Annotated in this window: 22 protein-coding genes; 11 read left to right on the top strand and 11 right to left on the bottom strand. The window is 68.1% G+C overall.

Annotated features, from left to right (window positions below; all coding sequences use genetic code 11):
* Positions 1-295: 295 nt before the first annotated feature.
* Positions 296-1,153 carry an LLM class F420-dependent oxidoreductase gene (locus tag ACFUEJ_RS16100; protein WP_058252424.1) on the bottom strand — a complete coding sequence of 286 codons (858 nt, stop codon included), beginning with the start codon at positions 1,151-1,153 and terminating at the stop codon, positions 296-298.
* A 112-nt stretch (positions 1,154-1,265) separates the two neighbouring features.
* Entirely contained in the window at positions 1,266-1,868 is a 603-nt protein-coding gene (locus ACFUEJ_RS16095) for a TetR/AcrR family transcriptional regulator (protein ID WP_171011674.1), read from the bottom strand.
* Positions 1,869-2,030: 162 nt separating this feature from the next.
* Here ACFUEJ_RS16095 and ACFUEJ_RS16090 point away from each other — a divergent pair, with 162 nt between their 5' ends.
* From ACFUEJ_RS16090 to ACFUEJ_RS16080, 3 genes are read left to right on the top strand one after another with little or no spacing between them, the layout of a single operon-like run.
* On the top strand, positions 2,031-3,407 hold the full coding sequence (locus ACFUEJ_RS16090; RefSeq protein ID WP_065629706.1) for an NAD(P)/FAD-dependent oxidoreductase: 1,377 nt from the start codon (positions 2,031-2,033) through the stop codon (positions 3,405-3,407).
* Positions 3,404-4,357: an alpha/beta hydrolase gene (locus ACFUEJ_RS16085; protein ID WP_388030533.1), complete on the top strand. Its 954-nt coding sequence runs from the start codon at positions 3,404-3,406 to the stop codon at positions 4,355-4,357. Before ACFUEJ_RS16090 ends, ACFUEJ_RS16085 begins: the two co-directional genes overlap by 4 nt.
* Positions 4,354-5,109 (top strand): SDR family NAD(P)-dependent oxidoreductase, encoded by a 756-nt coding sequence (locus tag ACFUEJ_RS16080; RefSeq protein WP_065629704.1) that lies wholly within the window; start codon positions 4,354-4,356, stop codon positions 5,107-5,109. Before ACFUEJ_RS16085 ends, ACFUEJ_RS16080 begins: the two co-directional genes overlap by 4 nt.
* A 21-nt stretch (positions 5,110-5,130) precedes the next feature.
* Here ACFUEJ_RS16080 and ACFUEJ_RS16075 read toward each other — a convergent pair whose 3' ends face one another.
* Entirely contained in the window at positions 5,131-5,829 is a 699-nt protein-coding gene (locus ACFUEJ_RS16075; RefSeq protein ID WP_065629703.1) for a class I SAM-dependent methyltransferase, read from the bottom strand.
* Between the two features lie 50 nt (positions 5,830-5,879).
* Between ACFUEJ_RS16075 and ACFUEJ_RS16070 the strand changes: the two genes are divergently transcribed.
* From ACFUEJ_RS16070 to ACFUEJ_RS16055, 4 genes are all read left to right on the top strand, one after another.
* Positions 5,880-6,854, top strand: coding sequence for an NADPH:quinone oxidoreductase family protein (locus ACFUEJ_RS16070; RefSeq protein WP_065629702.1), 975 nt, complete (start codon positions 5,880-5,882; stop codon positions 6,852-6,854).
* 75 nt (positions 6,855-6,929) lie between these two features.
* Positions 6,930-7,199 (top strand): DUF2277 domain-containing protein, encoded by a 270-nt coding sequence (locus ACFUEJ_RS16065; protein ID WP_058252418.1) that lies wholly within the window; start codon positions 6,930-6,932, stop codon positions 7,197-7,199.
* 575 nt (positions 7,200-7,774) lie between these two features.
* The gene (locus ACFUEJ_RS16060) at positions 7,775-9,604 is read left to right on the top strand and encodes an ABC transporter substrate-binding protein/permease (protein ID WP_388030528.1); all 1,830 of its coding nucleotides are present in this window, start codon (positions 7,775-7,777) and stop codon (positions 9,602-9,604) included.
* A 4-nt stretch (positions 9,605-9,608) separates the two neighbouring features.
* The gene (locus ACFUEJ_RS16055; RefSeq protein ID WP_388030526.1) at positions 9,609-10,403 is read left to right on the top strand and encodes an amino acid ABC transporter ATP-binding protein; all 795 of its coding nucleotides are present in this window, start codon (positions 9,609-9,611) and stop codon (positions 10,401-10,403) included.
* Positions 10,404-10,416: 13 nt separating this feature from the next.
* Here the strand turns inward: ACFUEJ_RS16055 and ACFUEJ_RS16050 are convergent, their stop codons facing one another.
* The 3 genes from ACFUEJ_RS16050 to ACFUEJ_RS16040 are packed head-to-tail and all read right to left on the bottom strand — an operon-like array spanning position 10,417 to position 13,072.
* Complete coding sequence (locus ACFUEJ_RS16050) at positions 10,417-11,331, bottom strand: amidohydrolase family protein (RefSeq protein ID WP_388030523.1); 915 nt, start codon at positions 11,329-11,331, stop codon at positions 10,417-10,419.
* A gap of 44 nt (positions 11,332-11,375) precedes the next feature.
* Complete coding sequence (locus ACFUEJ_RS16045) at positions 11,376-12,431, bottom strand: alcohol dehydrogenase catalytic domain-containing protein (protein WP_288813253.1); 1,056 nt, start codon at positions 12,429-12,431, stop codon at positions 11,376-11,378.
* On the bottom strand, positions 12,431-13,072 hold the full coding sequence (locus ACFUEJ_RS16040) for a PaaI family thioesterase (RefSeq protein WP_078114121.1): 642 nt from the start codon (positions 13,070-13,072) through the stop codon (positions 12,431-12,433). Before ACFUEJ_RS16040 ends, ACFUEJ_RS16045 begins: the two co-directional genes overlap by 1 nt.
* Before the next feature lie 196 nt (positions 13,073-13,268).
* Here ACFUEJ_RS16040 and ACFUEJ_RS16035 point away from each other — a divergent pair, with 196 nt between their 5' ends.
* From ACFUEJ_RS16035 to ACFUEJ_RS16020, 4 genes are read left to right on the top strand one after another with little or no spacing between them, the layout of a single operon-like run.
* A complete protein-coding gene (locus tag ACFUEJ_RS16035) occupies positions 13,269-14,066 on the top strand; it encodes a lysophospholipid acyltransferase family protein (protein WP_058252413.1) in 798 nt (265 codons plus the stop codon).
* Between the two features lie 16 nt (positions 14,067-14,082).
* Complete coding sequence (locus ACFUEJ_RS16030; protein ID WP_388030519.1) at positions 14,083-15,735, top strand: AMP-binding protein; 1,653 nt, start codon at positions 14,083-14,085, stop codon at positions 15,733-15,735.
* 3 nt (positions 15,736-15,738) lie between these two features.
* On the top strand, positions 15,739-17,196 hold the full coding sequence (locus tag ACFUEJ_RS16025; RefSeq protein WP_388030517.1) for a wax ester/triacylglycerol synthase domain-containing protein: 1,458 nt from the start codon (positions 15,739-15,741) through the stop codon (positions 17,194-17,196).
* A complete protein-coding gene (locus ACFUEJ_RS16020; RefSeq protein ID WP_280359990.1) occupies positions 17,193-18,365 on the top strand; it encodes an alpha/beta hydrolase family protein in 1,173 nt (390 codons plus the stop codon). The genes ACFUEJ_RS16025 and ACFUEJ_RS16020 overlap by 4 nt, the downstream gene beginning before the upstream one ends.
* Positions 18,366-18,562: 197 nt before the next feature.
* Here ACFUEJ_RS16020 and ACFUEJ_RS16015 read toward each other — a convergent pair whose 3' ends face one another.
* From ACFUEJ_RS16015 to ACFUEJ_RS15995, 5 genes are read right to left on the bottom strand one after another with little or no spacing between them, the layout of a single operon-like run.
* Complete coding sequence (locus tag ACFUEJ_RS16015) at positions 18,563-18,712, bottom strand: hypothetical protein (protein WP_388030512.1); 150 nt, start codon at positions 18,710-18,712, stop codon at positions 18,563-18,565.
* Positions 18,709-19,743 (bottom strand): NrtA/SsuA/CpmA family ABC transporter substrate-binding protein, encoded by a 1,035-nt coding sequence (locus ACFUEJ_RS16010; protein WP_280359989.1) that lies wholly within the window; start codon positions 19,741-19,743, stop codon positions 18,709-18,711. The genes ACFUEJ_RS16015 and ACFUEJ_RS16010 overlap by 4 nt, the downstream gene beginning before the upstream one ends.
* A gap of 46 nt (positions 19,744-19,789) precedes the next feature.
* The gene (locus tag ACFUEJ_RS16005) at positions 19,790-20,140 is read right to left on the bottom strand and encodes a ferredoxin family protein (protein ID WP_280359988.1); all 351 of its coding nucleotides are present in this window, start codon (positions 20,138-20,140) and stop codon (positions 19,790-19,792) included.
* A complete protein-coding gene (locus ACFUEJ_RS16000) occupies positions 20,137-21,759 on the bottom strand; it encodes an FAD-binding protein (protein ID WP_280359986.1) in 1,623 nt (540 codons plus the stop codon). The genes ACFUEJ_RS16005 and ACFUEJ_RS16000 overlap by 4 nt, the downstream gene beginning before the upstream one ends.
* Complete coding sequence (locus tag ACFUEJ_RS15995) at positions 21,752-22,525, bottom strand: ABC transporter ATP-binding protein (protein ID WP_280359984.1); 774 nt, start codon at positions 22,523-22,525, stop codon at positions 21,752-21,754. Before ACFUEJ_RS15995 ends, ACFUEJ_RS16000 begins: the two co-directional genes overlap by 8 nt.
* Between the last annotated feature and the right edge of the window lie 2 nt (positions 22,526-22,527).

Below are 22,527 nucleotides of genomic sequence, written 5' to 3'. Positions count from 1 at the left end.
GCAGCCACCACCGGCCGCCGGGCCACACCCCCACGCCCACACCCATCACAGGACCCTGTTGACACAAACCCTCATAGGCTGCTCAGGGAGCAGGGGTTGATGCGCCCTCCGCAAGCTCCGGGCGCTCCTCAGGGAGCAGGGGTTGATGCGCCCTCCGCAAGCTCCGGGCGCTGCTCGGGGCAGGGGTTGACGCGCCCACCGCAAGCTCCGGCCTCCCCAGAGAGCAGGAGCCAGGTGGTTCTGTCGGATCAGGGAGCGGGGGTGGGTCGCTTCGCTCGCACCTCCCCCAACGGGCCTACACGACCGCCGGGGTGATGCCGAGCTTGCCGGCCAGCTTGGCGAGGTAGCCGCTCGCGCGCTCGACCGAGTCGTCGGGGAGGCCGTACAGCACTGTCGTGACCCCGATCTCGCGCCACTTCTCGAGCTTCTCGGGTACCGGCCGGAAGTCGAGGACGACGATCTCGGGGTCGCCCGCACGACCGGCGTCGGACCAGATCTGCTTGAGCAACGACACCGACCCCTCGATGTCCTCCTCGCCGGGTGTGGTGATCCAGCCGTCGGCGCTGCGCGCGATCCACTTGAAGTTCTTCTCGTTGCCTGCCGCGCCCACCTGGACCGGGATGTGCGACTGCGTCGATTTGGGCCACGCCCAGCTGGGGCCGAAATTCACGAACTCGCCCGCGAACTCGGCCTCTTCCTTAGTCCAGAGCGCGGTCATCGCCTCGAGGTACTCGCGCAGCATCGTCCGCCTGCGCTTCGGCGGGACGTTGTGGTCGGCGAGTTCGTCCAGATTCCAACCGAATCCGACGCCGAGGGTGACCCTTCCGTTCGAGATGTGGTCGAGCGTCGCAATGGTCTTGGCGAGCGTGATGGGGTCGGACTGCACCGGCAGTGCGACCGCGGTGGCGAGCCGGATGCGTTCGGTGACGGCCGCGGCGGCGGCGAGTGACGTCCAGGGATCGAGGGTGCGCATGTAGCGCTCGTCGGGCAGGGTCTCGTCACCGGTGCGGGGATGCGCGGCGTCGCGTCGAGTCGGGATGTGGCCGTGCTCGGGAACGTAGTACGACGCGAAACCTGCGTCCTCGATGAGCGGGGCCAGGACGTGGGGCTTGAGCCCGCGGTCGCTGGTGAACTGCACGATCCCGAAATCCATGGGGCCCTCCGACGGCGTCGTTCGGTCGTCCGCGTTTTCCGGACGGTTGACTGGACACTAGTCTAGGTGATCGGCGTCACCCAGGCCAGAGGGCATCGGGGGCCTCATTTACTCATCCCTGCGGGTCGGTGGCCAGACCCGGCATGACGAACCGCTCGAGATGGCGTCGGACCTGCCGCGCGTCGTCGATGTCGAGGGCCTCACCCGGGGAGGTGCCGAGGCTGATCAGGACGCGCGCAACCCATTCGGACACCTCGTACGGATCGTGCGCGGGGTGTATCTCCCCTCGGGCAGCGGCCTGTTCGACGAACGGGAACCAGAACGCTGCCAGGTCGGGAACCAGCTTGACGACACCGACACCGGCGCATTCGGCGAACTCCGTGGGTTCCTCCGTGCGGAGTCGGAGCAGCAGCGTGCCCGGGTCGTCGTAGGCACCCCGGCCGATCCGGACGCCGGCGGTGAGTTGCCCGACCAGGTCGGGGATGGCGTCGAGTTCGGCCCGGGCGTCGCGCCAGAACGACTCGGTGAGACGGACGATGGTCGCGCCGATCATGGACGGTTTGTCCGGATAGTGCCGATACAGCCACGCGCGGGACACACCTGCCGACTCCGCGACCTGCTGCATGGTGGTCGCCCGGATTCCCTTGTCGGCGAGCAGCTTCTGCGTGGCGTCGAGCAGTCGTTCGTGGACCGTCGTGGTCGAGGCCTCGGTCACTGACTCCTCCTGTGGTCGTGGTCGGTGCGCGCCGCGTCCCCACATGTCTGCTCAGGAGGGCGCTGCGTAGACAGTTCGCGGATTCTGTGAACACGATACGTCTCATCGTGTAGACACAAATCAGATTGTGTCTACATCCAACGGGTCCACCGAGGGGGCAGTGTGCCTTTACCAATCACCGCGATCATCGGCGCCGGTATCAGCGGGCTGACCGCCGGCAAGATGCTCACCGACTACGGCGTGCCGTACACCTGCTTCGAGAGTTCGGACCGGGTCGGGGGCAACTGGGCCTTTGGCAACCCGAACGGTCACAGCAGTGCCTACCGGTCGCTGCACATCGACACCTCGAAACACCAGTTGTCGTTCCGCGACTTCCCGATGCCCGACGAGTATCCCGACTTCCCGCACCACACCCAGGTCAAGGCCTACCTGGACTCCTACGCCGAGGCCTTCGACCTCTACTCCTCGATCGAGTTCACCAACGGAATCGAGCATGCGACCCGACTGGACGGGGGCGGCTGGGAACTGGAGACCCAGGGCGGCGAACGTCGACGGTTCGACCTGTTGGTGGTGGCGAACGGCCATCACTGGGATCCGCGGTGGCCCGACTTCCCGGGCGACTTCGACGGCATCGAGATGCACGCCCACCACTACATCGATCCGCGTACCCCGCACGACTTCACGGGTAAGCGCATCCTCGTCGTCGGCCTGGGTAACAGTGCCGCCGACATCGCCGTCGAACTGTCGTCGAAGGCGCTGGACAACACACTGACCCTCTCGACGCGGTCGGGAGCGTGGATCGTGCCGAAGTACTTCGGGGGCAAGCCCGCCGACAAGTACTACCGGTCGACGCCGTATCTGCCGACCTCGTGGCAGCGCAAGTTCGTCCAGGTCATGCAACCCGTGACCGCGGGCCGGCCAGAGGATTACGGTCTGCCGACGCCGAATCACAAGTTCTTCGAGGCACATCCGACGCAGTCGGTGGAACTGCCACTGCGACTGGGTTCGGGCGACGTGATCCCCAAGCCCAACATCAGCCGGTTCGACGGGTCCACGGTCCACTTCGACGACGGAACCGCCGACGACTTCGACATCATCATCTACGCAACGGGTTACAACATCACGTTCCCGTTCTTCGACCCGGACTTCATCAGTGCGCCCGACAACCGGATCGACCTCTACAAGCGGATGTTCTACCCGGGGATCGACGACCTCGTCTTCGCCGGTTTCGCGCAGGCGGTTCCGACGCTGTTTCCCTTCGTGGAATGCCAGGCGCGGCTGATCGGGGCCTACGCCACGGGTCACTACCGGCTCCCGTCGGTACCGGAGATGCGGCAGACGATCGAGGCGGACATGCAGTACTACACCGGACACATGCTCGACCGCCCGCGGCACACGCAGCAACTCGATCACTATCTCTACGAACACAACATGCGGACCACGGAGATTCCGGCGGGGATCCGGCGGGCCCACCAGCAGGGGCCGCCGACGTGGGCCGGGGTGGCCGACGATCTGGTCTCGAAGGGAGCATCCGCATGACCATCCCCAATGGTGCGACCACCGTACGCTTCCGATCGTCCGACGCCGACTGCGACGCCTGGTTCTTTCCGGGCGCGGAGTCCTCGCCGTTCGAGATCGACGGCAAGCGCCCCGTCGTCGTGATGGCGCACGGTTTCGCCGGGACCAAGGACTCGGGTCTGGCGCCCTTTGCGCAGCGGTTCAACGACGCGGGGTTGGCCGTGTGCGCGTTCGACTACCGCGGCTTCGGGCTGTCCGGTGGCGCACCGCGACAGTCGATTTCGCTGGAACGGCAGGCCGACGACTACCGCGCCGCGATCGGCGCCGCCAAGAAACAGCCGGGAGTGGACCCGGAACGGATCATCCTCTGGGGAGTGTCGCAATCCGGCGGGCATGCGCTGACCGTGGCGGCCGACCGGACCGACGTGGCCGCGGTGATCGCGGTGGTGCCACTGGTCAACGGGCTCGCCGCCGGTCGCGTCGCCTACGCCCAGGTCGGCGGGGCGGCGATCGCCCGCTCGACCGCCACGGCAGTGGCCAGTTCGGTGGGTCGACGGCTGGGCCGGGGTCCGAAGATGATGCGGGTCGTCGGCGAACCCGGCGACGTGGGCGCCGCGCTGACCGCACCAGGGTTTCTGGAGAGCTACCGCGCGATCGCGGGGCCGTCGTGGCGCAACGAGGTCGATGCCTCGGTCGGTCTCGAGATCGGCTCGTTCCGAGTCGACAAGCACGCCGCGCGCGTCGATGCCCCGGTGCTGTTCCAGATAGCCGACTTCGATTCCGCCGCGCCGCCGTACGCGGCGTCGAAGACCGCGTTCAAAGCTCACGCCGAAGTGCGCCACTACCCGTGCGACCATTTCGACATCTTCGCGGGCAACGACTTCTTCGAGCCCTGCGTCACGCACGAGATCGGTTTCCTGCGCCGTCATCTGGCACCGAACGCCGACGTTGTGGAAGCGGCTACGCGATGAACCGGGCGGTCGTGATCGGGGGTGCCTCGGGGATCGGACTGGCCACCGTCGACGCGTTCGTCGGCGAGGGGATGCAGGTGGTGGTGGCCGACCGCGACGTCGAACGTGCCGAGCAGGTGGCGGCGACGCGCGACGGGGCGCGGGCGGTGCACATGGACGTGACCGACGAGGACTCGGTCGCAGCGACTATCGCCGGCATCGGCGACTTCGACACGGTGGTGAACTGTGCCGGACTGTCGAATCCGGGTGCGCTGACCGAACTCGAACTCGATGCCTGGCGCAACACCGTCGACATCTGTCTGACCGGAACGTTCCTCGTGATCAAACACGCCGGCGCCCGGATCGCCGAGGGCGGATCGATCACCTGCATCGCGTCACTCAACGGCCGCCAACCGGGCGCCGGGATGGGGGCGTACTGCGCGTCGAAAGCCGGTGTGCTGATGCTCGTCGAGGTGGCCGCACTCGAACTCGCCGACCGTCGGGTGCGGGTCAACGCGGTGTCGCCGGGGCTTGTGATGACCCCGCTGACCGAGGGCATCGGCTTCGTACCGGGCCTCACCGAGGACTATCTCGACAACACCCCACTGGGCCGGAGCGGGGAACCCGCCGAGATCGCCGACACCATAGCCTTTCTCGCCTCCGACAAGGCGCGCTGGATCACCGGTGCCGCCTTCGACGTCAACGGCGGTGCGCACCTGAAGCGCTATCCCGACGTGCTCGGCAAGGTGCGGGCGCTGGCCGGCGAGGTCTGACGCTGACGGCCTCCGACGTGGTCAGGCTTTCCGCGGTAGCGGTGCGCCCACCTCGCCCGAGTCGCGGCGGAGGACGCGCAGCGATCCCTCCGCCCGCACCTCGGTGAACTGTCCGGTTTTCAATGCCTGGCAGTAGATCTCGTACGGCGGGCGGCCGCCGTCCGCGGGGTCGGGGAAGACGTCGTGGATGAGCAGGGCCCCGCCGATGCGCACCCACGGCGCCCAGCCGTCGAGATCGGTCTGTGCCGCTTCCATGCTGTGCCCGCCGTCGATGAACACGAAATCGGCCGGACGGCCCCAGATCTTCGCGGCGACGGCCGACGGTGCGAGCAACCCGACGACGGTGTTGTCGAGCCTGGCGTCGAACATGGTGCGGCGGAAGCGTGCCGAGGTGTCGAGCGTCCCGGTGTGTGCGTCGACGAGGGATTCGTCGTGGTACTCCCAACCGGGCTGGTGTTCCTCGGAACCGCGGTGATGGTCGACGGTCACGATGACGGCGTCGTTCGCTTCGCCGGCCGATCCCAGGAAGACGGTGGATTTCCCGCAGTAGGTACCGATCTCCACGCCGACCTTCGTCGAATCAGGTTGGGACAGATATTCTCCGGCGATCTCGAAGAGCGTCTGGGCCTCGTCGAGCGGCATGAATCCGGGTGCCTCGTCCGCGACGCGGAGGCGGTCGGGGGAGGGTGCGTTCGGCGACTGTGCCGCAGGTTGTGACATGGCATCAGATCCTATCGGGTGTGTGACGGTCGCCGCGTAGGGTGAGCCGTATGAAAGCTCAGGTACTCACCGCAGAGACAGGCCCGTCCGGACTCGAGTTGCAGGACGTTCCCGATCCCACCCCGGCCGACGGCCAGGTCGTCGTCGACGTGAAGTCGTGCGGCGTGTGCTTCCCCGACGTGCTGATGAGTCAGGGCAAGTACCAGCTGCGCGTGCCGACGCCGTTCACGCCGGGCACCGAGGTCGCCGGCGTGGTGCGCTCGGCTCCCGACGGGGCGTCGGTGAAGGTCGGGGACAAGGTGCTCGTGGCGTCGATCGTCGGCGGATTCGCCGAACAGGTCGCGGCCGCGCCCGAACAGCTCCTGCCGCTTCCCGAACGCCTGACCTTCGAGCAGGGCTCGGCCATGGGCATCAACTACCAGACCGCCTTGTTCGCGCTGAAGACCCGCGCGCACACCCAGCCCGGTGAGGTGGTCGGCGTGCTCGGCGCCGCCGGCGGCGTCGGGACCGCGTCGATCATGGTCGCCAAGGCGATGGGCGCGAAGGTCATCGCCATCGTCCACCGGAAGGGTGCCGAGGACCTGCTGCGCAGCGCCGGGGCCGACGAGATCGTCCAGCTCGAGGAGGGCTGGGGTACCAAGCTCAAGGAGATCGTCCCCAAGGGCGTCGACGTGATGATCGACCCGTCGGGCGGCGAGGTGTTCGACGAGGCGCTCCGCCAGGTCGCCCCCGACGGCCGCTACGTCGTGGTGGGCTTCGCGGCCGGCGGCATCCCGACCGTCAAACTCAATCGAGTCCTGTTCCGCAACATCGCCGTCGTCGGGGCCGCGTGGGGCGAGTACGTGCGCACCCATCCGGAACTGAATCTGCCCGCGAAGCTGCATGAAGAGCTGACGCAGATGATCGCCGACGGGATGGAACCTCAGGTCAACGTCACCTACACGCTCGATCAGCTGCCGGAAGCGTTGACCGATCTCGCCGAAGGGCGGATTCTGGGGAAAGCGGTCGTCAAGATCGGCGAGTAGGCCCTCGGCGGGTCGGCCCGGTTGCGACGTCGCATCGCATTCCGCCCAGCGCATCCGTCATCGAGGGGATCTGCCATGTGCCGCAACATCACCGAACTCCGCGGGCTCGAACCGCCGGCCACCGAGGACGAGATCGAGGCGGCCGCACGGCAGTACGTGCGCAAGGTGAGCGGCGTGCGGCATCCGTCGCCGGCGAATGCGGAGGCCTTCGAGGCCGCGGTGGTCGCCGTCACCGCGGCTACCCGCACGCTGCTCGACGTCTTGCCCGAGCGTCGTCAGCCGCCGAAGACGGTGCCCCCGCTCCGGCGCCCCGAGGTGCAGGCGCGGATTGCCGCTCGGGGCTGAGGAGTCCCACACAGGTTCAGCAGTAGGTATCGCGAGGCGATACCTACTGCTGAACTCGTCCTGAGGTGGTGAGCCTACGAACCGGCGGCTTCGTCGCTGCCGGTGACGATCGTTTCCGCGAAGTCCCACAACAGATTGTCGAAAGCCTCGATTGCGTAGAAGATTGCAGACAGCATGATTTTTCCCGCTTTCACTTCGAATTCGACAGTGGACGCAGGCCGCAACAAAGACGCACGTCGACGGCCTGTGGGATAGCGGGATGGGTGCCCGATGATCAAGAGGGGGTTGATTTCTGGCGTGGTGAGGAAATGATGTTACAAATCCCGAATCCCTGTATCATTGGTAGCACGCGAATCATTTTCCGACAAGCAATTCGCAAATTCCGATAGAAAAGTATCGGCGTCGACCCCACGCAAGTGTCCCCGACGATCGGCGTGAGATGGCCAGGCCGACGGTGGCCTCCGCAGCGCGCCTCGCAGGCGCCCCGTGACGACGACGATCCCCAGCTCAACCGGGTTAAACCCACCGGCGAGCAAAAATTTGGGACACCTCCTGCGCGTGGGGATAGTGTCGACATGGTGTCCAACCACCGATCCCATCGCGCCCGACGGGCCGCGCCGCGCGCCGTGCGCGTCGTCGCGCTGGCACTGACGGTCGCCATCGTCGGCCTGCTGACCATCCTCGGCGGACCTGCGCCACGAGCCCAGGCGGCTCCCGCCGACAGCTGTGCGCCCGCCGGACTCGCGTCGGCCTCGGCCGCGCCGGTCAATCTCGCCGCTGCCGATCAGGGCGGTGAGGACCGCTACACCACCGAGTCCACCACGCCGCGCGACCAGATCGACGTGAGTCGCCTCGAGTTGCTGTCGCCCGGCAAGATCTCCGTCGGCACGCTGTCGGACGCCGGACCGAGCATCTGCGTCAACGGCGCGGGCGACTTCACCGGCTTCGACAACGAACTCCTCAAGGCCGTCGCCGCGAAGCTGGGTCTGCAGATCGAGTTCAACGGCACCGAGTTCGCCGGCCTGCTGTCCCAGGTGGCCAACAACCGCTTCGACGTCGGGTCGTCGTCGATCACCACCACCGACGACCGGCGCAAGACCGTCGACTTCACCAACGGCTACGACTTCGGCTACTTCTCACTCGTGGCGCCGACCGACGGGGCGATCAAGGGCTTCGGCGACCTCTCCGACTCGACGCGCATCGCCGTGGTCCAGGGCACCGTCCAGGACGACTACGTCGTCAACACCCTGGGCCTCGACCCGGTGAAGTTTCCGGACTACGCCACCGCCTACGCCAACCTCCGGAGCGGTCAGGTCGACGCCTGGGTCGCACCGTCGCAGCAGGCGGAGGGTGCGGTCCGAGAGGGCGACGGCACCGCGATCGTCGAGAACACCTTCAGCGTCAACAACTTCGTCGCGTGGGCCGTCGGCAAGAACAAGCCGCGGCTCACCGAGGCCCTGAACTCCGGACTCGACGCCATCATCGCCGACGGCACGTATGCCGACCTCTACGTCGACTGGGTGCCGCGCGAGCTACCCGAGGGGTGGAAGCCGGGCAGCAAGGCGGCGCCCGCGCCCGAACTCCCCGACATCGCCGCCATCGCCGCCGAGAACGCGGAGAAGGCGGGCCCGGCCGAGGAGACCGCGCCCAAGAGCACCCTGGAACAGCTCGGCGACACCTTCTTCAATTGGGATCTCTACAAGGAATCGTTCCCGGAGCTGATCAAGACCGGGCTCGTGAACACCTTGATCCTGTCCGTGGTGTCCGGGGTGCTCGGCACCATCCTGGGCATGATCCTGGCGCTCTGCGGCATCTCCCGGTCGCGGTGGCTGCGCTGGCCGGCGCGCGTCTACACCGATATCTTCCGCGGACTGCCCGCCGTCGTCGTCATCCTGATCGTCGGACTCGGTGTGGGCCCGGTGGTCAAGGGCATCACCGGCAACAACCCGTACTGGCTCGGGGCGGTCGCCCTGGCCCTGCTCGCCGCGGCCTACATCGGCGAGATCTTCCGGTCCGGAATCCAGAGCGTCGACGACGGGCAACTCGAGGCCTCGCGGGCCATCGGGTTCAGCTATCGGCAGTCGATGCGTCTGGTGGTGGTGCCGCAGGGCGTGCGGCGGGTGCTCCCGGCGCTGATGAACCAGTTCATCAGCCTGATCAAGGACAGCTCGCTGGTGTACTTCCTCGGGTTGTTGGCCAGCCAGCGGGAGCTGTTCGCGGTCGGCCGCGACCTGAACGCGCAGACGGGCAACCTCTCGCCCCTCGTCGCCGCGGGAATCATGTACCTGATCCTCACGATCCCGCTGACACACCTGGTCAACTACATCGACCGGCGCCTGCGCACCGGACGTCCCACCGACGTCCAGGACGACCCGCTGCCCCCGACCGTCGTCGAGAAGGGATAGGTCCATGCCTGATCTCAACAAGTCCGAGACCGACACCGAGGGCTCCCAGACGCCGAGTGCGACCGCCACCCGGACGGCCGTCTCGCTCACCGGCACCGACCTGCACCTGTCCTTCGGCAAGCACCACGTGTTGCGGGGCGTCGACATCCAGGTCGACGCCGGCACCACGACGACGGTCATCGGACCGTCGGGCTCGGGCAAGTCCACTCTCCTGCGAGTGCTGAACCGGCTGCACGAACCCGACCAGGGCGACATCCTGCTCGACGGCCGGTCGGTCCTGAAGGACAACCCGGACGAACTCCGACGCCGGATCGGCATGGTGTTCCAGCACTTCAACCTGTTCCCGCACAAGAGCGTCGTCGACAATGTCGCGCTCGGACCGCGCAAGCTGAAGGGGCTGAGCAAGGACGAGGCCCGCGAGGTCGCGCTCCGTCAGCTCGAGATCGTCGGGCTGACCAACAAGGCCGATGTGCGCCCGGCACGCCTGTCCGGCGGCCAGCAGCAGCGGGTGGCCATCGCCCGTGCGCTCGCCATGACCCCCGAGGTCATGTTCTTCGACGAGGCGACCTCCGCCCTCGACCCGGAACTGGTCAAGGGGATCCTCGCGCTCATGGCCGACCTCGCCAGCGAGGGGATGACCATGGTGGTCGTCACCCACGAGATGGGCTTCGCGCGCAACGTCTCCGACAACGTGCTGTTCATGGATCACGGTGCCGTCGTGGAGACCGGGCGTCCGGAACAGGTCTTCGACGACGCGACGTCAGATCGGCTGCGGGCGTTCCTGTCCCAGGTGCTGTAGGCGCTCGCCCCGGTCAGCCGATCCCGAAGAGCCTGGAGCCGTTGCGGTAGAACACGTCTCGGAGCCACTCGGCCCCGAGGTCGAGGCGGATGATCGCCTCGAGGGCGTGGGTGTAGCCGTAGGGGATGTTCGGGAAGTCGCTGCCGAACAGGATCTTGTCGCCGGCGTCGGCCAGTCGCGGCAGGTAGTCCGACGGGAACGGGGCGTCCTCTTCGGCGAAGTCGGTGAACGCCATCGTGGTGTCCAGGCGCACGTTGGGGTACTCCAACGCGAGGTCGAGGAACGCGGTGTACTCGGGCATCCCCATGTGCGCGACGATCAGTGGCAACGACGGAAACCGGTGCAGCAGTTCGCGGATGGGGTCGGGTCCGGTGTACGTCCCCGGGGCGGGCCCGGAACCGCAGTGGATGATGACCGGAACCTGGGAGTCGGCGATCTGCGACCACACCCCGTCGAGCAGCGAATCCGTCGGGGCGAAGTCGCCGACCTGGATGTGGCATTTGAAGACCTGCGTGCCGGCTTGGATGGCGCGGGACACGTAGGCGTGGGCGGACTCCTCGGGATAGAACGTCGCCGTGTGCAGGCAGTCGTCGTGGTTGGCGGCGAAGTCGTGCGCCCAGCCGTTCAGCCACTCGGCCATGTTCGGTTTGTGTGGATAGACCAGCGACGAATAGGCCCGCACCCCGAAGTCGCGCAGGGTGGCGACGCGGACGTCCTCGTCGGCGCGGTAGGTGATCGGCCACTCCCGTCCGACCAACGGCCCGACGGAATCGAAATAGGCCCACACCTTGTCCATCACCGGTCGCGGCATGAAGTGGGTGTGGACGTCGACGATGCCCGGCAGGCCCAGCTCGGCAGAGATCGCGCGCACCTGCCGCGCCTCGTCGGTGCTGAACGGCTCGGGGGCTTCGGGGACGGCACTGTTCATCCGAGTGACCGTACGCCGGTTGCGCGGGCGGCCGCGAGTGCCGATCAGCCGACCGTGGACACCCCGGGCGCGATCAGCACCTTGCGGTGATCGTTGGGCGCCGAGAGCTCGCGGACGACGCGATCGGTCTCGTCGAGCCCCACGATCCCGCTGACCAGCGTCGACGACCCGATCGCGCCCTTGTTCAACTCCGCTGCGGCGGTGTCGAACTCGCGCTTGGTGTAGTAGGAGACGAAGTGCATGGTGATCTCCTTGACGACTCCGGCCACCGGCATGAACGTGTCCGGGCTCGAGCAGACGCCCGCGATGACCACTGTGCCGTGGGTCGCGACCGCGTCGAGGGCGGACGCGATCATCCCCGGCTTGCCCACGCACTCGACGACCACGTCGAAGCCCGATTCGACCTGGGCGGGGAGTTCGTCCGGAGCGCACGCCGCGGACGCGCCGAGATCGAGTGCGGCCGCGCGCCTGCCCGGCGACGGGTCCGAACACACGAGTTCGGTGGCCACGCCGCGGGAGAGCCAGTGCAACGCCGCGAGGCCGACGGGACCGGCGCCGAGGACCAGCACCCGGTCGCCGGGCCGGACGGACGCGCGGGTGACGGCGTGCAGACCCACCGCCAGCGGCTCGACCAGCGCGCCGTCGACCGGGTCGATGTCGTCGAGCAGGACACTCTCGGCGGCGCCGACCACTGCGAACTCGGCGAGTCCGCCGGGCAGGACGCCGAGTCCCAGGGTGCGCGCCGACGGGCAGCGGGCGACGTCACCGGTGAGACAGGCGCGGCACCGGTGGCATCCGATGACCGGCATGGCGGCCACGGCATCGCCGACCCGGAAGGCGTGGGGGACGTCCGGGTCCGCGGGCCCGATGCCGACGACCTCGCCGGCGAACTCGTGGCCCATGATCGTGCCGGCCGGGAGCAGCGGCGCGGTCGACAGGTCGGAACCGCAGATCCCGTTCGCCGCGACCCGCAGAACGAGTTCGCCGGGCCCCGGTGTCGGATCCGGACGGTGCTCGACGACGAATCCGCCTGGGCCGAACTCTCCTGGGCCGGACTCTCCGGGGCCAAGCTCTCCGGGGGCGGTCACCGCGGCTCGCATCAGCCCGCCGACCAGCGCACCGACGGGACATCGACCGCGGAGCGGGGCACGATGAACACCCCTTCGGCGTCGCAGGTGACCCCGTCGGCGTCGGAGATCGTGCCCCGGACGATGCGTTTGCGTCCGCTGTGCTCGGTCACCGACGCCTGCGCGACCAGTGCGCCCAGGGGCGTCGGTCGCCCGTACCGGACGGTGAGGGTGCCGGTGTAGCACGGCCCCTCGACACTGGCCGCGTTGCCGAGGACGTGATCGAGGACCATCGCGCACACCCCGCCGTGCACCTGACCGGGCGGCCCCTCGTAGGCCGCTCCCAGCGTGAACTCACTGCGGACCCCGTCGGCGTCATGCACGACGTCGAGCGGTGGCGCGAGCGCGTTGCGCACGCCGATGACCGCATTTCCCCAGGCCATTCCGGTGTTCTCGCGCGTGTGTCGCACCCCGAAGGCCCCGTCCATCTGGCTTCTCCGCAAGTCGGCCACCACCTCGGCAATCCGTCGGCGTGCTTCTTCGAGGTCGTCCTCGGCGACCTCGGTGCGGATCACCGCGTCGACGAGGTCCCGGACGGTGTCGGTGAGAGGGGTGTAGACCGCGCGGCGACGCGCGACCTCCGCTTCGGAGATGTCCTCCAGGATGAAGTCCATAAGGCTACCGATCAGTCAGTTGTGGCATCAGTAACGAAGTGTGGCGACGCAAAGTAGAACGTGTTCTAATTTAACCACTAGAACGTGTTCTCATTTTGCGGTTCCGAGGACATCGACCCCGGTCGGACATCTGGCTCCGACCGATCCAGCGGTGATCCGCGCGAACCGCGAAATCGATCCCACAGGAGATGGACCGATGAGTGCCGAGACCTTCGACCTCACCGCACGCGACGAGACCTGGGTGAAGCGGGTGCTGCCCGTGCTCAAGCTCGTGGCCAAGACCTACTTCCGCTCCGAGGTCCGGGGCATGGACAAGGTGCCCGACGGCGGTGCCCTCCTCGTGTCCAACCACTCGGGCGGTCTGATGGCCTTCGACGTCCCGGTGATCAGCGTGGCCTTTGCCGACGAGTTCGGGGCGGACCGGCCGTTGTACACCCTGGCCCACGACCTCATCTTCACCGGATCGGGCAAACAGATCTTCGGAAAGGTCGGGTTCCTGCCGGCTCACCCGAAGAACGCGGTCGCCGCCCTGCGGTCCGGCGCGGCCACCATCGTGTTCCCCGGCGGGGAGTGGGAGGCGCTGCGGCCGAGCAGCCAGAGCGCGACGATCGACTTCCACGGTCGGACCGGGTACATCCGCACCGCACTCGAGGCGGGCGTCCCGATCGTCCCGATCGTCACCATCGGGGGCCAGGAGACGCAGCTGTTCCTCAACCGCGGTGACACGCTGGCCCGGATACTGCGGCTCGACAAGCTGATCCGCACCGACACCGCTCCGTTCGCGCTCGGCTTCCCGTTCGGTCTGACCGCGCACCTCCCGCCGAACATCCCGTTGCCGTCGAAGCTGGTCACCGAGGTCCTCGACCCGATCGACATCACCGCCGAGTTCGGCAACAACCCCGAACACGACGAGGTGGACCAGATGGTCCGCAAACGCATGCAGCACGCACTGGACGACCTCGCCCGCAAGCGCCGATTCCCGGTCATCGGCTGATCACCAGGAGACGACGATGATCTCGCAACTCCGCGATCGCGTCACCACACAGATGTGGCTCGTTCGCACCCTCGTCCGCAGCGGCTTTCTCGGTTCGCTCCGGGTCGATCGCTATGTCCGCATGGGGCTCAACCTCCGTCGGCACGGCGGCGCCTCGCCGGTGAGCGGGATCGGCCTCGCCGCGGCGCGCGACCCCGACGGACTCGCCCTCATCGACGAGGCGGGACAACTCACCTGGCGCGAGCTCGATGCCCGCTGTGACGCGCTCGCCGTCGGTCTGCGCGATCTACCCGGCACGACCGTCGGCACCGTCGCCATCCTCTGCCGCAACCACCGCGGTCTCATCGAGGCGCTCGCCGCGACGTCCCGGCTCGGTGCCGACGCGGTACTCCTCAACACCGGGTTCGCCGGACCCCAGCTCGCCGACGTCCTCGAACGTGAACAGGCAGACGTGCTCATCGCCGACGACGAGTTCGACACCGTCGTCGAGGCTGCGACGCAACGACTTCCGGATCTCCGGCGCGTCCGGGCATGGACGGAGTCCCAGTCGACGCAAGGTGTCACCGTCAACGGACTGATCGGCGCGAATCGCGGCGCGCGACCCGCGCGGCCCGAACGTGCCGGCCGGATCGTGTTGCTGACCTCGGGAACCACCGGAACGCCCAAGGGTGCGCGCCGAGGCGGAAGCGCCGACGTGGCGTCCCTCGCCGCGATGCTGGACCGGATTCCCTGGCGCGCAGGCGAGTCCATCGTCATCGCGGCCCCGGTCTTCCACGCATGGGGTTTCGGGCAGGTGGCCATCGCGGCGACGATGACGTGCACTATGATCATGCGCCGTCGCTTCGATCCCGTGGCGACGCTCGACATGGTCCGCGACCACGGGGCCACCGGCCTCGCCGTGGTTCCGGTGATGCTCGAACGCATCACGGACCTCCCCGACGACGTCCTCGACGACCACCCGATGCCGACACTGCGCTTCGCCACCGCGAGCGGATCGCGGATGCGCTCCGACGCTCTCGTCGCATTCCTGGACCGGTACGGCGACGTGGTCTACAACAGCTACAACGCCACCGAGGCGGGTCTCATCACCACCGCCACCCCAACCGATCTGCGCACCGCGCCGGAGACCGCCGGGCGGCCGCTCGCGGGTACGAGTGTTCGCATCCTGGACGACGACGACCGCGAGGTCCCCGTCGGCGAGGTCGGGCGCATCGTGGTCGCGAACAACTCCGGGTTCGACGGTTACACCAGCTCGGACACCAAGGCATTCAGCGACGGACACATGGTGTCGGGCGATGTCGGCCGCTTCGACGAGAACGGGCTGCTGTTCGTCGTCGGCCGCGACGACGAGATGATCGTCTCCGGTGGGGAGAACGTGTATCCCCTCGAGGTCGAGTTGGTCATCGGGGCTCTCGACGAGGTGGTCGAGGTCGCGGTGACCGGGGTCGACGACGACAGGTTCGGCCAGCGTCTCGTCGCCCATGTGGTGCGAGCACCGGAGGCCGAGATCGGCGCCGAGGACATCCAGCGGCACGTGCGAGAACAGCTCGCCGGGTTCAAGGTCCCCCGCGACGTCCACTTCCTCGACGAACTGCCGCGCAATGCCACCGGCAAGATCCTCAAACGCGAACTCCCGTCCGCCCCGTCGACCGAACGAAAGGTGAGCTGAATCATGCACGCTGTCAAGCAGATCGACCGCTCCACCGGTGTTCTGGACGCCGAACGGATGTCCGGTCCCGACGCGCTGATGCTGAACATGGAATCGGCGTCGACCCCGATGCACACACTGAAGGTCGCGGTGCTCGACACCTCCCGTCGTGGCCGGCCCCTCGATCTCACCGAGATCGCCGACGTCCTGCCCGACTACCTCGGCATGTTCCCGCGCGCGACCCAGCGGCTCGCGTGGGCTCGCGGACACGGCGCCCGTCCCTTCTGGGTGCACGACAACGACTTCGACGTGCGCCGGCACCTGGACGAGCGTTCCGCCGCCGCACCGGGGGGACGTGCCGAGCTGGACGCGATCCTGTCCGAGCTCGCCGTCCGGCAACTCGATCGGAGTCGGCCGCTCTGGGGACTGACCCTCGTGCACGGTCTCGCCGGTGGGCGGCAGGCGGTCGTCGTCCGCGTCCATCACGCCGTCGCCGACGGTCTCGCCGCACTCAACACGTTCATGGCCGCGACCGCCGGTCCGGATGAGCGGGTCGAGCAGGCGCCGATCGGCGCGACCCGCATCGAGCACGACGACGACGAGCTCACGCGCGCAGCGCGTTCGGAATCCTGGCGTATGGTTCGTCGCCTGCCGTCGGCAGCGTCGGCACTGGCGCGTGCGGTTGTCGCGAAACGCCGGGCCGGCGATGCCGAACTCATCCCGAAACCCCTGACGGTCCGTCGGACGAGTTTCAACGCCCGCAGCGGCGCCGAACGCGTGTGTGCGTCCGGCGACATCCCGCTCGCCGCCGTCCAGCGACTCGCGCTGGCCACCGGAAACACCGTGAACGGGGCTCTGCACGGTGTCATCGCCGGTGCGATCCGGGCGGAACTCATCGCTCGCGGCGAGGAGCCGGGAGTGTCGGTCTCGATCTTCGGGGTATGCAAGGACCTGGCCTCCACCCGTGTGCACGGCAACGAGATCGCCACCGCGATGGCCTATCTCAGGTCGGATCTGGCCGACCCGATCGAGCGGATCGCGGCCACCGGTGAGAGCTGCGCGGCGACTGTTCGATGCCGGCGCGAGGTCGGCTTCGATCTCACCGACGCGCTGGCCACTTACACCGGACGGCTCGGCCCGACCTTCCGCGGTCTGGCCGCGAATCGCGCGCCGCTGGTGATGAACAACATCACCACCGCCAACATGCCGGGTCCGCGCACCACGCGGTGGGTCGGGGACATCGAGGTCGTCGACTGGATCTCGTTCGCGCTGGCCATCGCACCCGCCGACGTCAACCTCACCACCTACAGCTATGCCGGCAGGCTCAGCATGGGCCTCATCGCGACACCGGAGTCGATGCCCGACCCGGCCGGCTTCTTGCGGCGGGTGGCCGACGCGGTCGCCGAGGCCGCCGATGCGCTCGGACGGACGACCGCCGACGAGGACGAGAACAGTACCGCGATGGCGCAGGAGGCGAGTTGATCGACTGGGAGTCGGGAGCAGCACGACTGGGGTTGTTCGCGAAAGTGCTGCCCCGTGCGATCGGCAGTTCGCGTGCGGCCAGCCGCGGGGATCCCGCGACGGGCGTCCCGCCGGCGGACTGCGGTCCGCGGATGGTCGGGGAGACCGCCGTCGACGAGCTGTTCATCGCGGTCAACTCGGTGATCCGGGACATCCCGCCGATCGACTTCGTGGAAGACTGCGTCGACCGATGTGTCGGTGTCGCAGATGAACTGGCTGCCCTCGGTCCGTCGCGAGTCCACCTCGACCCCGGCCCACCCGGCATCGTCTCCCGCAACCGGAAGACCTTCGGGACCACCTCGTTCGACCACATCGACTACTCGGTGGCGGTGCCGCTCCCGGAATCGATCGCCGCGGCCGACCCCTACGCCGACGGGATCGCCTCGGTGCGGGTGCTGTCACGACGACGCGCCGGTCGCCGCTGGTTGATCTGGGTCCACGGGGCGGCTCAGGGTCGGGCCGACGATCTCTACGCGTTCCGCGCGGCCAACCTGTACAACAAGCTCGGTTACGACGTGGTCTTCCCCGTTCTTCCGGCCCACGGCTCGCGGCGAGTCGAGAAGGTGGCCTATCCGGGGTTCGATCCACTGGTCAACACCGTCATCACCATCCGGGCGATCGCCGAGATCCGTTCGCTCATCACGTGGATCGAGAGTCAGGAACCCGCCGACATCGCGATCGCGGGCACGTCGCTCGGCGGACCGATCGCCGCGATGGTCGCCTCGATGGACCCCCGTATCAGCTCGGTGCTCGCCGTCGTGCCGATGCTGGAGATGCATGCCACCCTGGCTCATCACATGGAGCGCGGCGGGTCCAAGGGGCGCCATCTCGCGTCGTTGATGCGGAGCGAGCCGGTTCGTGCGGTCTCGTCGGTCATCAACCCACTGTCCGTGGAGCCGGTTCCGACACCAGAACGCCGCATGGTGGTCGCGGCGCTCAACGACCGGGTGACCTCCGTGACCGCCGCCCAGCAGCTACACAATCACTGGGGTGGGAAAGTCCACTGGTACTCCGGTAGCCATGTCGGACACGCCATCTCGGGCAGTATCCGACAGGCCACCGACGAATTCCTCCGCGCCGCCCCGCCCCCGCGGTTCGACAGCGAACCGGGCCTGCGGTCGCTAATGTGAGGCAGCGCTGACCTCTTCTGCTCCCTAATCCGAAAGAACGCCCTGTCCCTGCGCCCGGAGCTTGCGGAGGGCGCGTCACGGGTCTTCGCAACCCGACTCACCAGGACCCTTCGTGACGGCCTCCGCAAGCTCCGGCCTCCTCAGGGAGCAGTAGTTGGGCTCGCACCTCAGGGGGGTGGGTTCGTTTCGCTCGCACCTCACGGGGTGCTGTGATACTCCAGTTCCTCCGCGCGGCGGACCAGTGCCAGGTTGCGTTCCCAGGATGCGTCGACCGGGTCGTCGGGATGGTGTGCCGACGCCCAGGTGCCGTACACATTGGTCCACACTCCGAACCGGGGCCCGGTCACGAGTTCGCTCCTGTCGCGGGACGCTGCAGCCAGGAGTCGAGTTCGAAGTCTTCTTCGATGCTGCCCTGCTCGACCAGGAAAGCCTTGGTGCCGGTGAGCAATTCGACGGCGCGGGCCGGGAACGGCTCCTCGGAGTAGCCCTCGGGGTTGGCGGCGGCACGGACGGCGGCTTCGGGTGCCTTGGAGTTGCCGAGCTCGAACTGGAGGTACTCCTCCCAATTCGCCTTCGCGTAGAGGACCGACGACGCGTGCAATTGCTGCCACGTCGCGGCGAAGTCCGGATTCTTCTCCAGGAACTGGTCACTGCTGACCGTCACGCTGGTGCCGGCCAGATCGGGATGGTCCCGGTAGACCGAGTCCACCAGGTGAAATCCCTTGCCTTCGAAGGTCTGCAGCGCCACCGACGGGATGACGCCGGGCAGCGCCGCTCCGTCGATCTCCCCGGAGTTGAGTGGGGCCTCCTGATCGGCGGGATACAGATGGATCAGGTTGGCGGTGATGCCCTGTTCGGCAAGCGCGCCCTGCAGGTAACGGTCGATGTAGGACCCCTTCGGCACGCCGATGTTCTTGCCGGCCAGATCGGCAAGCGACCGGATCGACGGGTCCTTCGCCACCACACCCGCGTCGTTGTCGAACTGGCCGATCGTCAGCAGGCGGGTCTGCAGGCCCGAACCCCGGGCGACGAGCGCGGGGGTGTCACCGTAGCTCGCCACGTCGAGGCGTCCGCCGATGAGCGCCTGATTGAGATCGGGACCGTTCGGGAAGTTGAAGACCTCGACGTTGTTGACACCGAGCGGGGCGAAGGCATCGAGCAGTTCGCCTCGACTGTGGGCGAAGCCGACCGGACCAGCGATCACGTTGCTCGAGCCGATGACGCCGATCCGGAGTGTGTCGATGACCTCGCGCTGCGCCGACGACGCATCGTCGGAACCGCACGCGGCCACCGCTGCGAATGCCACGCCCGCCGACAAGAGGGCGAGGGCGCGTCTGATCCGGCGCAGCGGTGATCCGAAAGATGATGTGGTGGGCATGTTTTCTCTGTTCTGGCGGTCTGAAGGGATGAACGGGGTGAGCCGGTCAGTCGGCGTGTTGCTCGTCGAGCCGGGGTGGCGGGTCTCCATGCGGGATCGGGGGCCCGACCGCGGTGAGGCTTCCTGGTGCGCGCCCCTTGCCCCAGCCGAGCCGTTCCCGGTAGCTGCCGATCAGCTCGAGCGGCAACGATTCTCGGGTGCCGAGTGGGGACGACTCCGGGCTGACGTAGAGAGCGTCGGTGGGGCAGTACGCCTCGCACATGAAGCAGGTCTGGCAGTCGGACTGCCGTGCGATGACCGGTACGCCGTCGGGTCCGGTGTCGAAGACGTTGGTGGGACAGGCATTCACGCATTTGTCGCAGGCGATACACGCCGACGCGACGACGAGCTCGATCACGCGGGAATCCTGACGGCGAGCCGAGGGGCCGGGTCTGGCCGGCGGACAGCCGATCCGGGTGCGGCGACCCAGACATCGCCGAGTCCGCCGGTGCGGACGTGATCGCCCAGTGCCGGGTCGAGCTCGGGGTGGTCGGCGCGCTTGCTCATCCCGCGGGATTCGGTGCGGGCGAGTGCGGATCGGTAGATCCACCGTCCGACCGCGGTGATTGCAGCCGCCTCCCGCGCGCGGACGCGCCCCGCCGGTGTGCGGGCGCCGTAGGCCGGGCCGGAGACCTCGTCCCACAGCGAGTCCAGGGCGTTCAGCGCCGGTGCCATACGGTCGCCGTGACGCAGGTAGTTCTTCTCGAAGGGGATCAGTTCGCCCTGTGCGGCGGTCACCACCTCGTCGGGTGTGATCCCGCTCCGGGCGGAGTCCAATCCGACGGTGCCGGCGCCCGAGAGCCGATCGAGTGGGGATGCCCCGCCCGCGTCGCGGGCCGCTCGTGCCGCGGCAGCGCCTGCGAAACTGCCCGACGACATCGCCCAGGCGGAGTTGTGGCTGCCGCCGCCGGTGAAGCCACCGCAGATCCGCTCGCGGGTGGCGGCGTCGCCGGCCGCGTAGAGACCCGGGACGCCGGTCCAGCAGTCCGCGTCGACGATGTCGATGCCACCGGTTCCGCGAACGGTGCCCTCGGCGAGGAGATCGACCTCGAACCGGTCGGTGAACGGGTTGATGCCCCGGCGGTCGAACTGGAGGAAGAAGTTGGGTTGACCCTGGCGCATCTGTGCCGCCACCCGCTCATCGGCCCGGTCCAGCTGTGCGTAGACCTTCTCCTGCAGCAGAGTCCGTGCGATCACCGACCGCCCCTTCGTCGATCCCGCACCCTCGACGATGCGTCCGTCGGCGTGGAAGAAGGTGGCGTAGCCGTAGTACGCGGTCTTGGTCACCGTGGAGCCTTTCGGCACGATCGCGTACGCGTTGGCGAACTCCATCCCGGAGAACGAGGCACCCACCTCCGCCGCCATCAGTGCGCCGTCGCCGGTGTCGACGTTGCTGCCCAGTGCCTTGGACAGGAACGCACATCCGCCCGTCGCCACGACGACGGCGCCGGCCGAGATCCGGAAGTCCCGGCCGGTCTGCCGCTGGTATCCGGCGGCGCCCCGCACAGCGCCCTGGCTGTCGGTGAGGAGTTCCAGGACGGGGGAGTGATCGAGGATCTGTACACCGCGGCGTCGGACCCACGCGCGCATGCGACGCATGTACTCCGGGCCCTGGACACCGGTGCGGATGGGCTCCCCGGTGTGCTCGTCGATCGGGAACGGGTAGCGACCCTCGGTGCCCAGCCGGTGCATGTTCGCGTAGGTCCTGTCGAGAACCCGGTCCATCCAGGCGTGGTCCGCGAGATACCCACCGAGCGCTTCGCGACTCGCCTTCGCCGCCGAGCGCTTGTCCGGGTCCGGGACGACGTACCAGACCCCGGTCCCGGCCGGGGCCGTCGTACCCGACGCACCGCAGTAACCCTTGTCCACGATGATCACCTCGGCTCCGGCGTCGCGAGCGTGGATGGCGGCCCAGGTCGCGGCGGGACCACCGCCGATCACCAGCACGTCCGTGGACAGGGTCAGTACGTCAGACATGGGTGAACTCCCGGGGTGTCGTTGTCGGTGTCGTTGTGCGGCCGGTGGATTCGGCGTCGGTTCCGCCGACGCCGAGCCCGGCGAGCAGTTGTGAACGGAGGGCGACGAATTCGGGATCGGTGACCTGGCATGGGCGAGGTAGATCCACGACGATCTCCTGTGCGATCCGGCCGGCCCGCAGGATCAGCGCGCGATCCGCGAGCAGAAGGGCTTCCTCGACGTCGTGCGTCACCAGCAGTGTTGCCGGACGGTGCGCTTCCCACAACCGGGCCACCAGGCGTTGGGCATTGATCCGGGTCAGGGCGTCGAGCGCGCCGAACGGTTCGTCGAGCAACAGCAGGTCGGGCTCCCGGACGAGTGCGCGTGCCAGCGCGGTGCGCTGGGCCTCGCCACCCGAGAGCGTGGACGGCCAGGCGCCGGACTTGGCCGCCAGCCCCACCTCGTCGAGTGCGCGGAGCGCGCGGGCCTCGGTGTCACCGCCGCGCAACCCGAGCGCGACGTTGCGCCACACCGACATCCAGGGGATGAGTCGGTGCTCCTGGAACACGATGGCCTTGGCCGAGGGTGCCTCGATCGTGCCGGTGAAACCGCGGTCGAGCCCGCCGATCCCCCGGAGCAGGGTGCTCTTCCCGGAACCACTCGCTCCGAGCAGCGCGACGAACTCGCCCCGGGCGATGGTCAGATCCACGCGGTCGAGAACCCGCCGGCCGTCGAACTCGCGCCCGGCGCCGAGGACGCGGACACCGTCGATTCGATCTGCGGACATTC

This window comes from Gordonia sp. NPDC057258, assembly GCF_042668985.1.
GTDB classification, from domain to species: Bacteria; Actinomycetota; Actinomycetes; order Mycobacteriales; family Mycobacteriaceae; genus Gordonia; species Gordonia hongkongensis.
The sequence above is the reverse complement of the archived record's forward strand: the minus strand, read 5'-3'. Positions and strand labels throughout refer to the sequence as shown.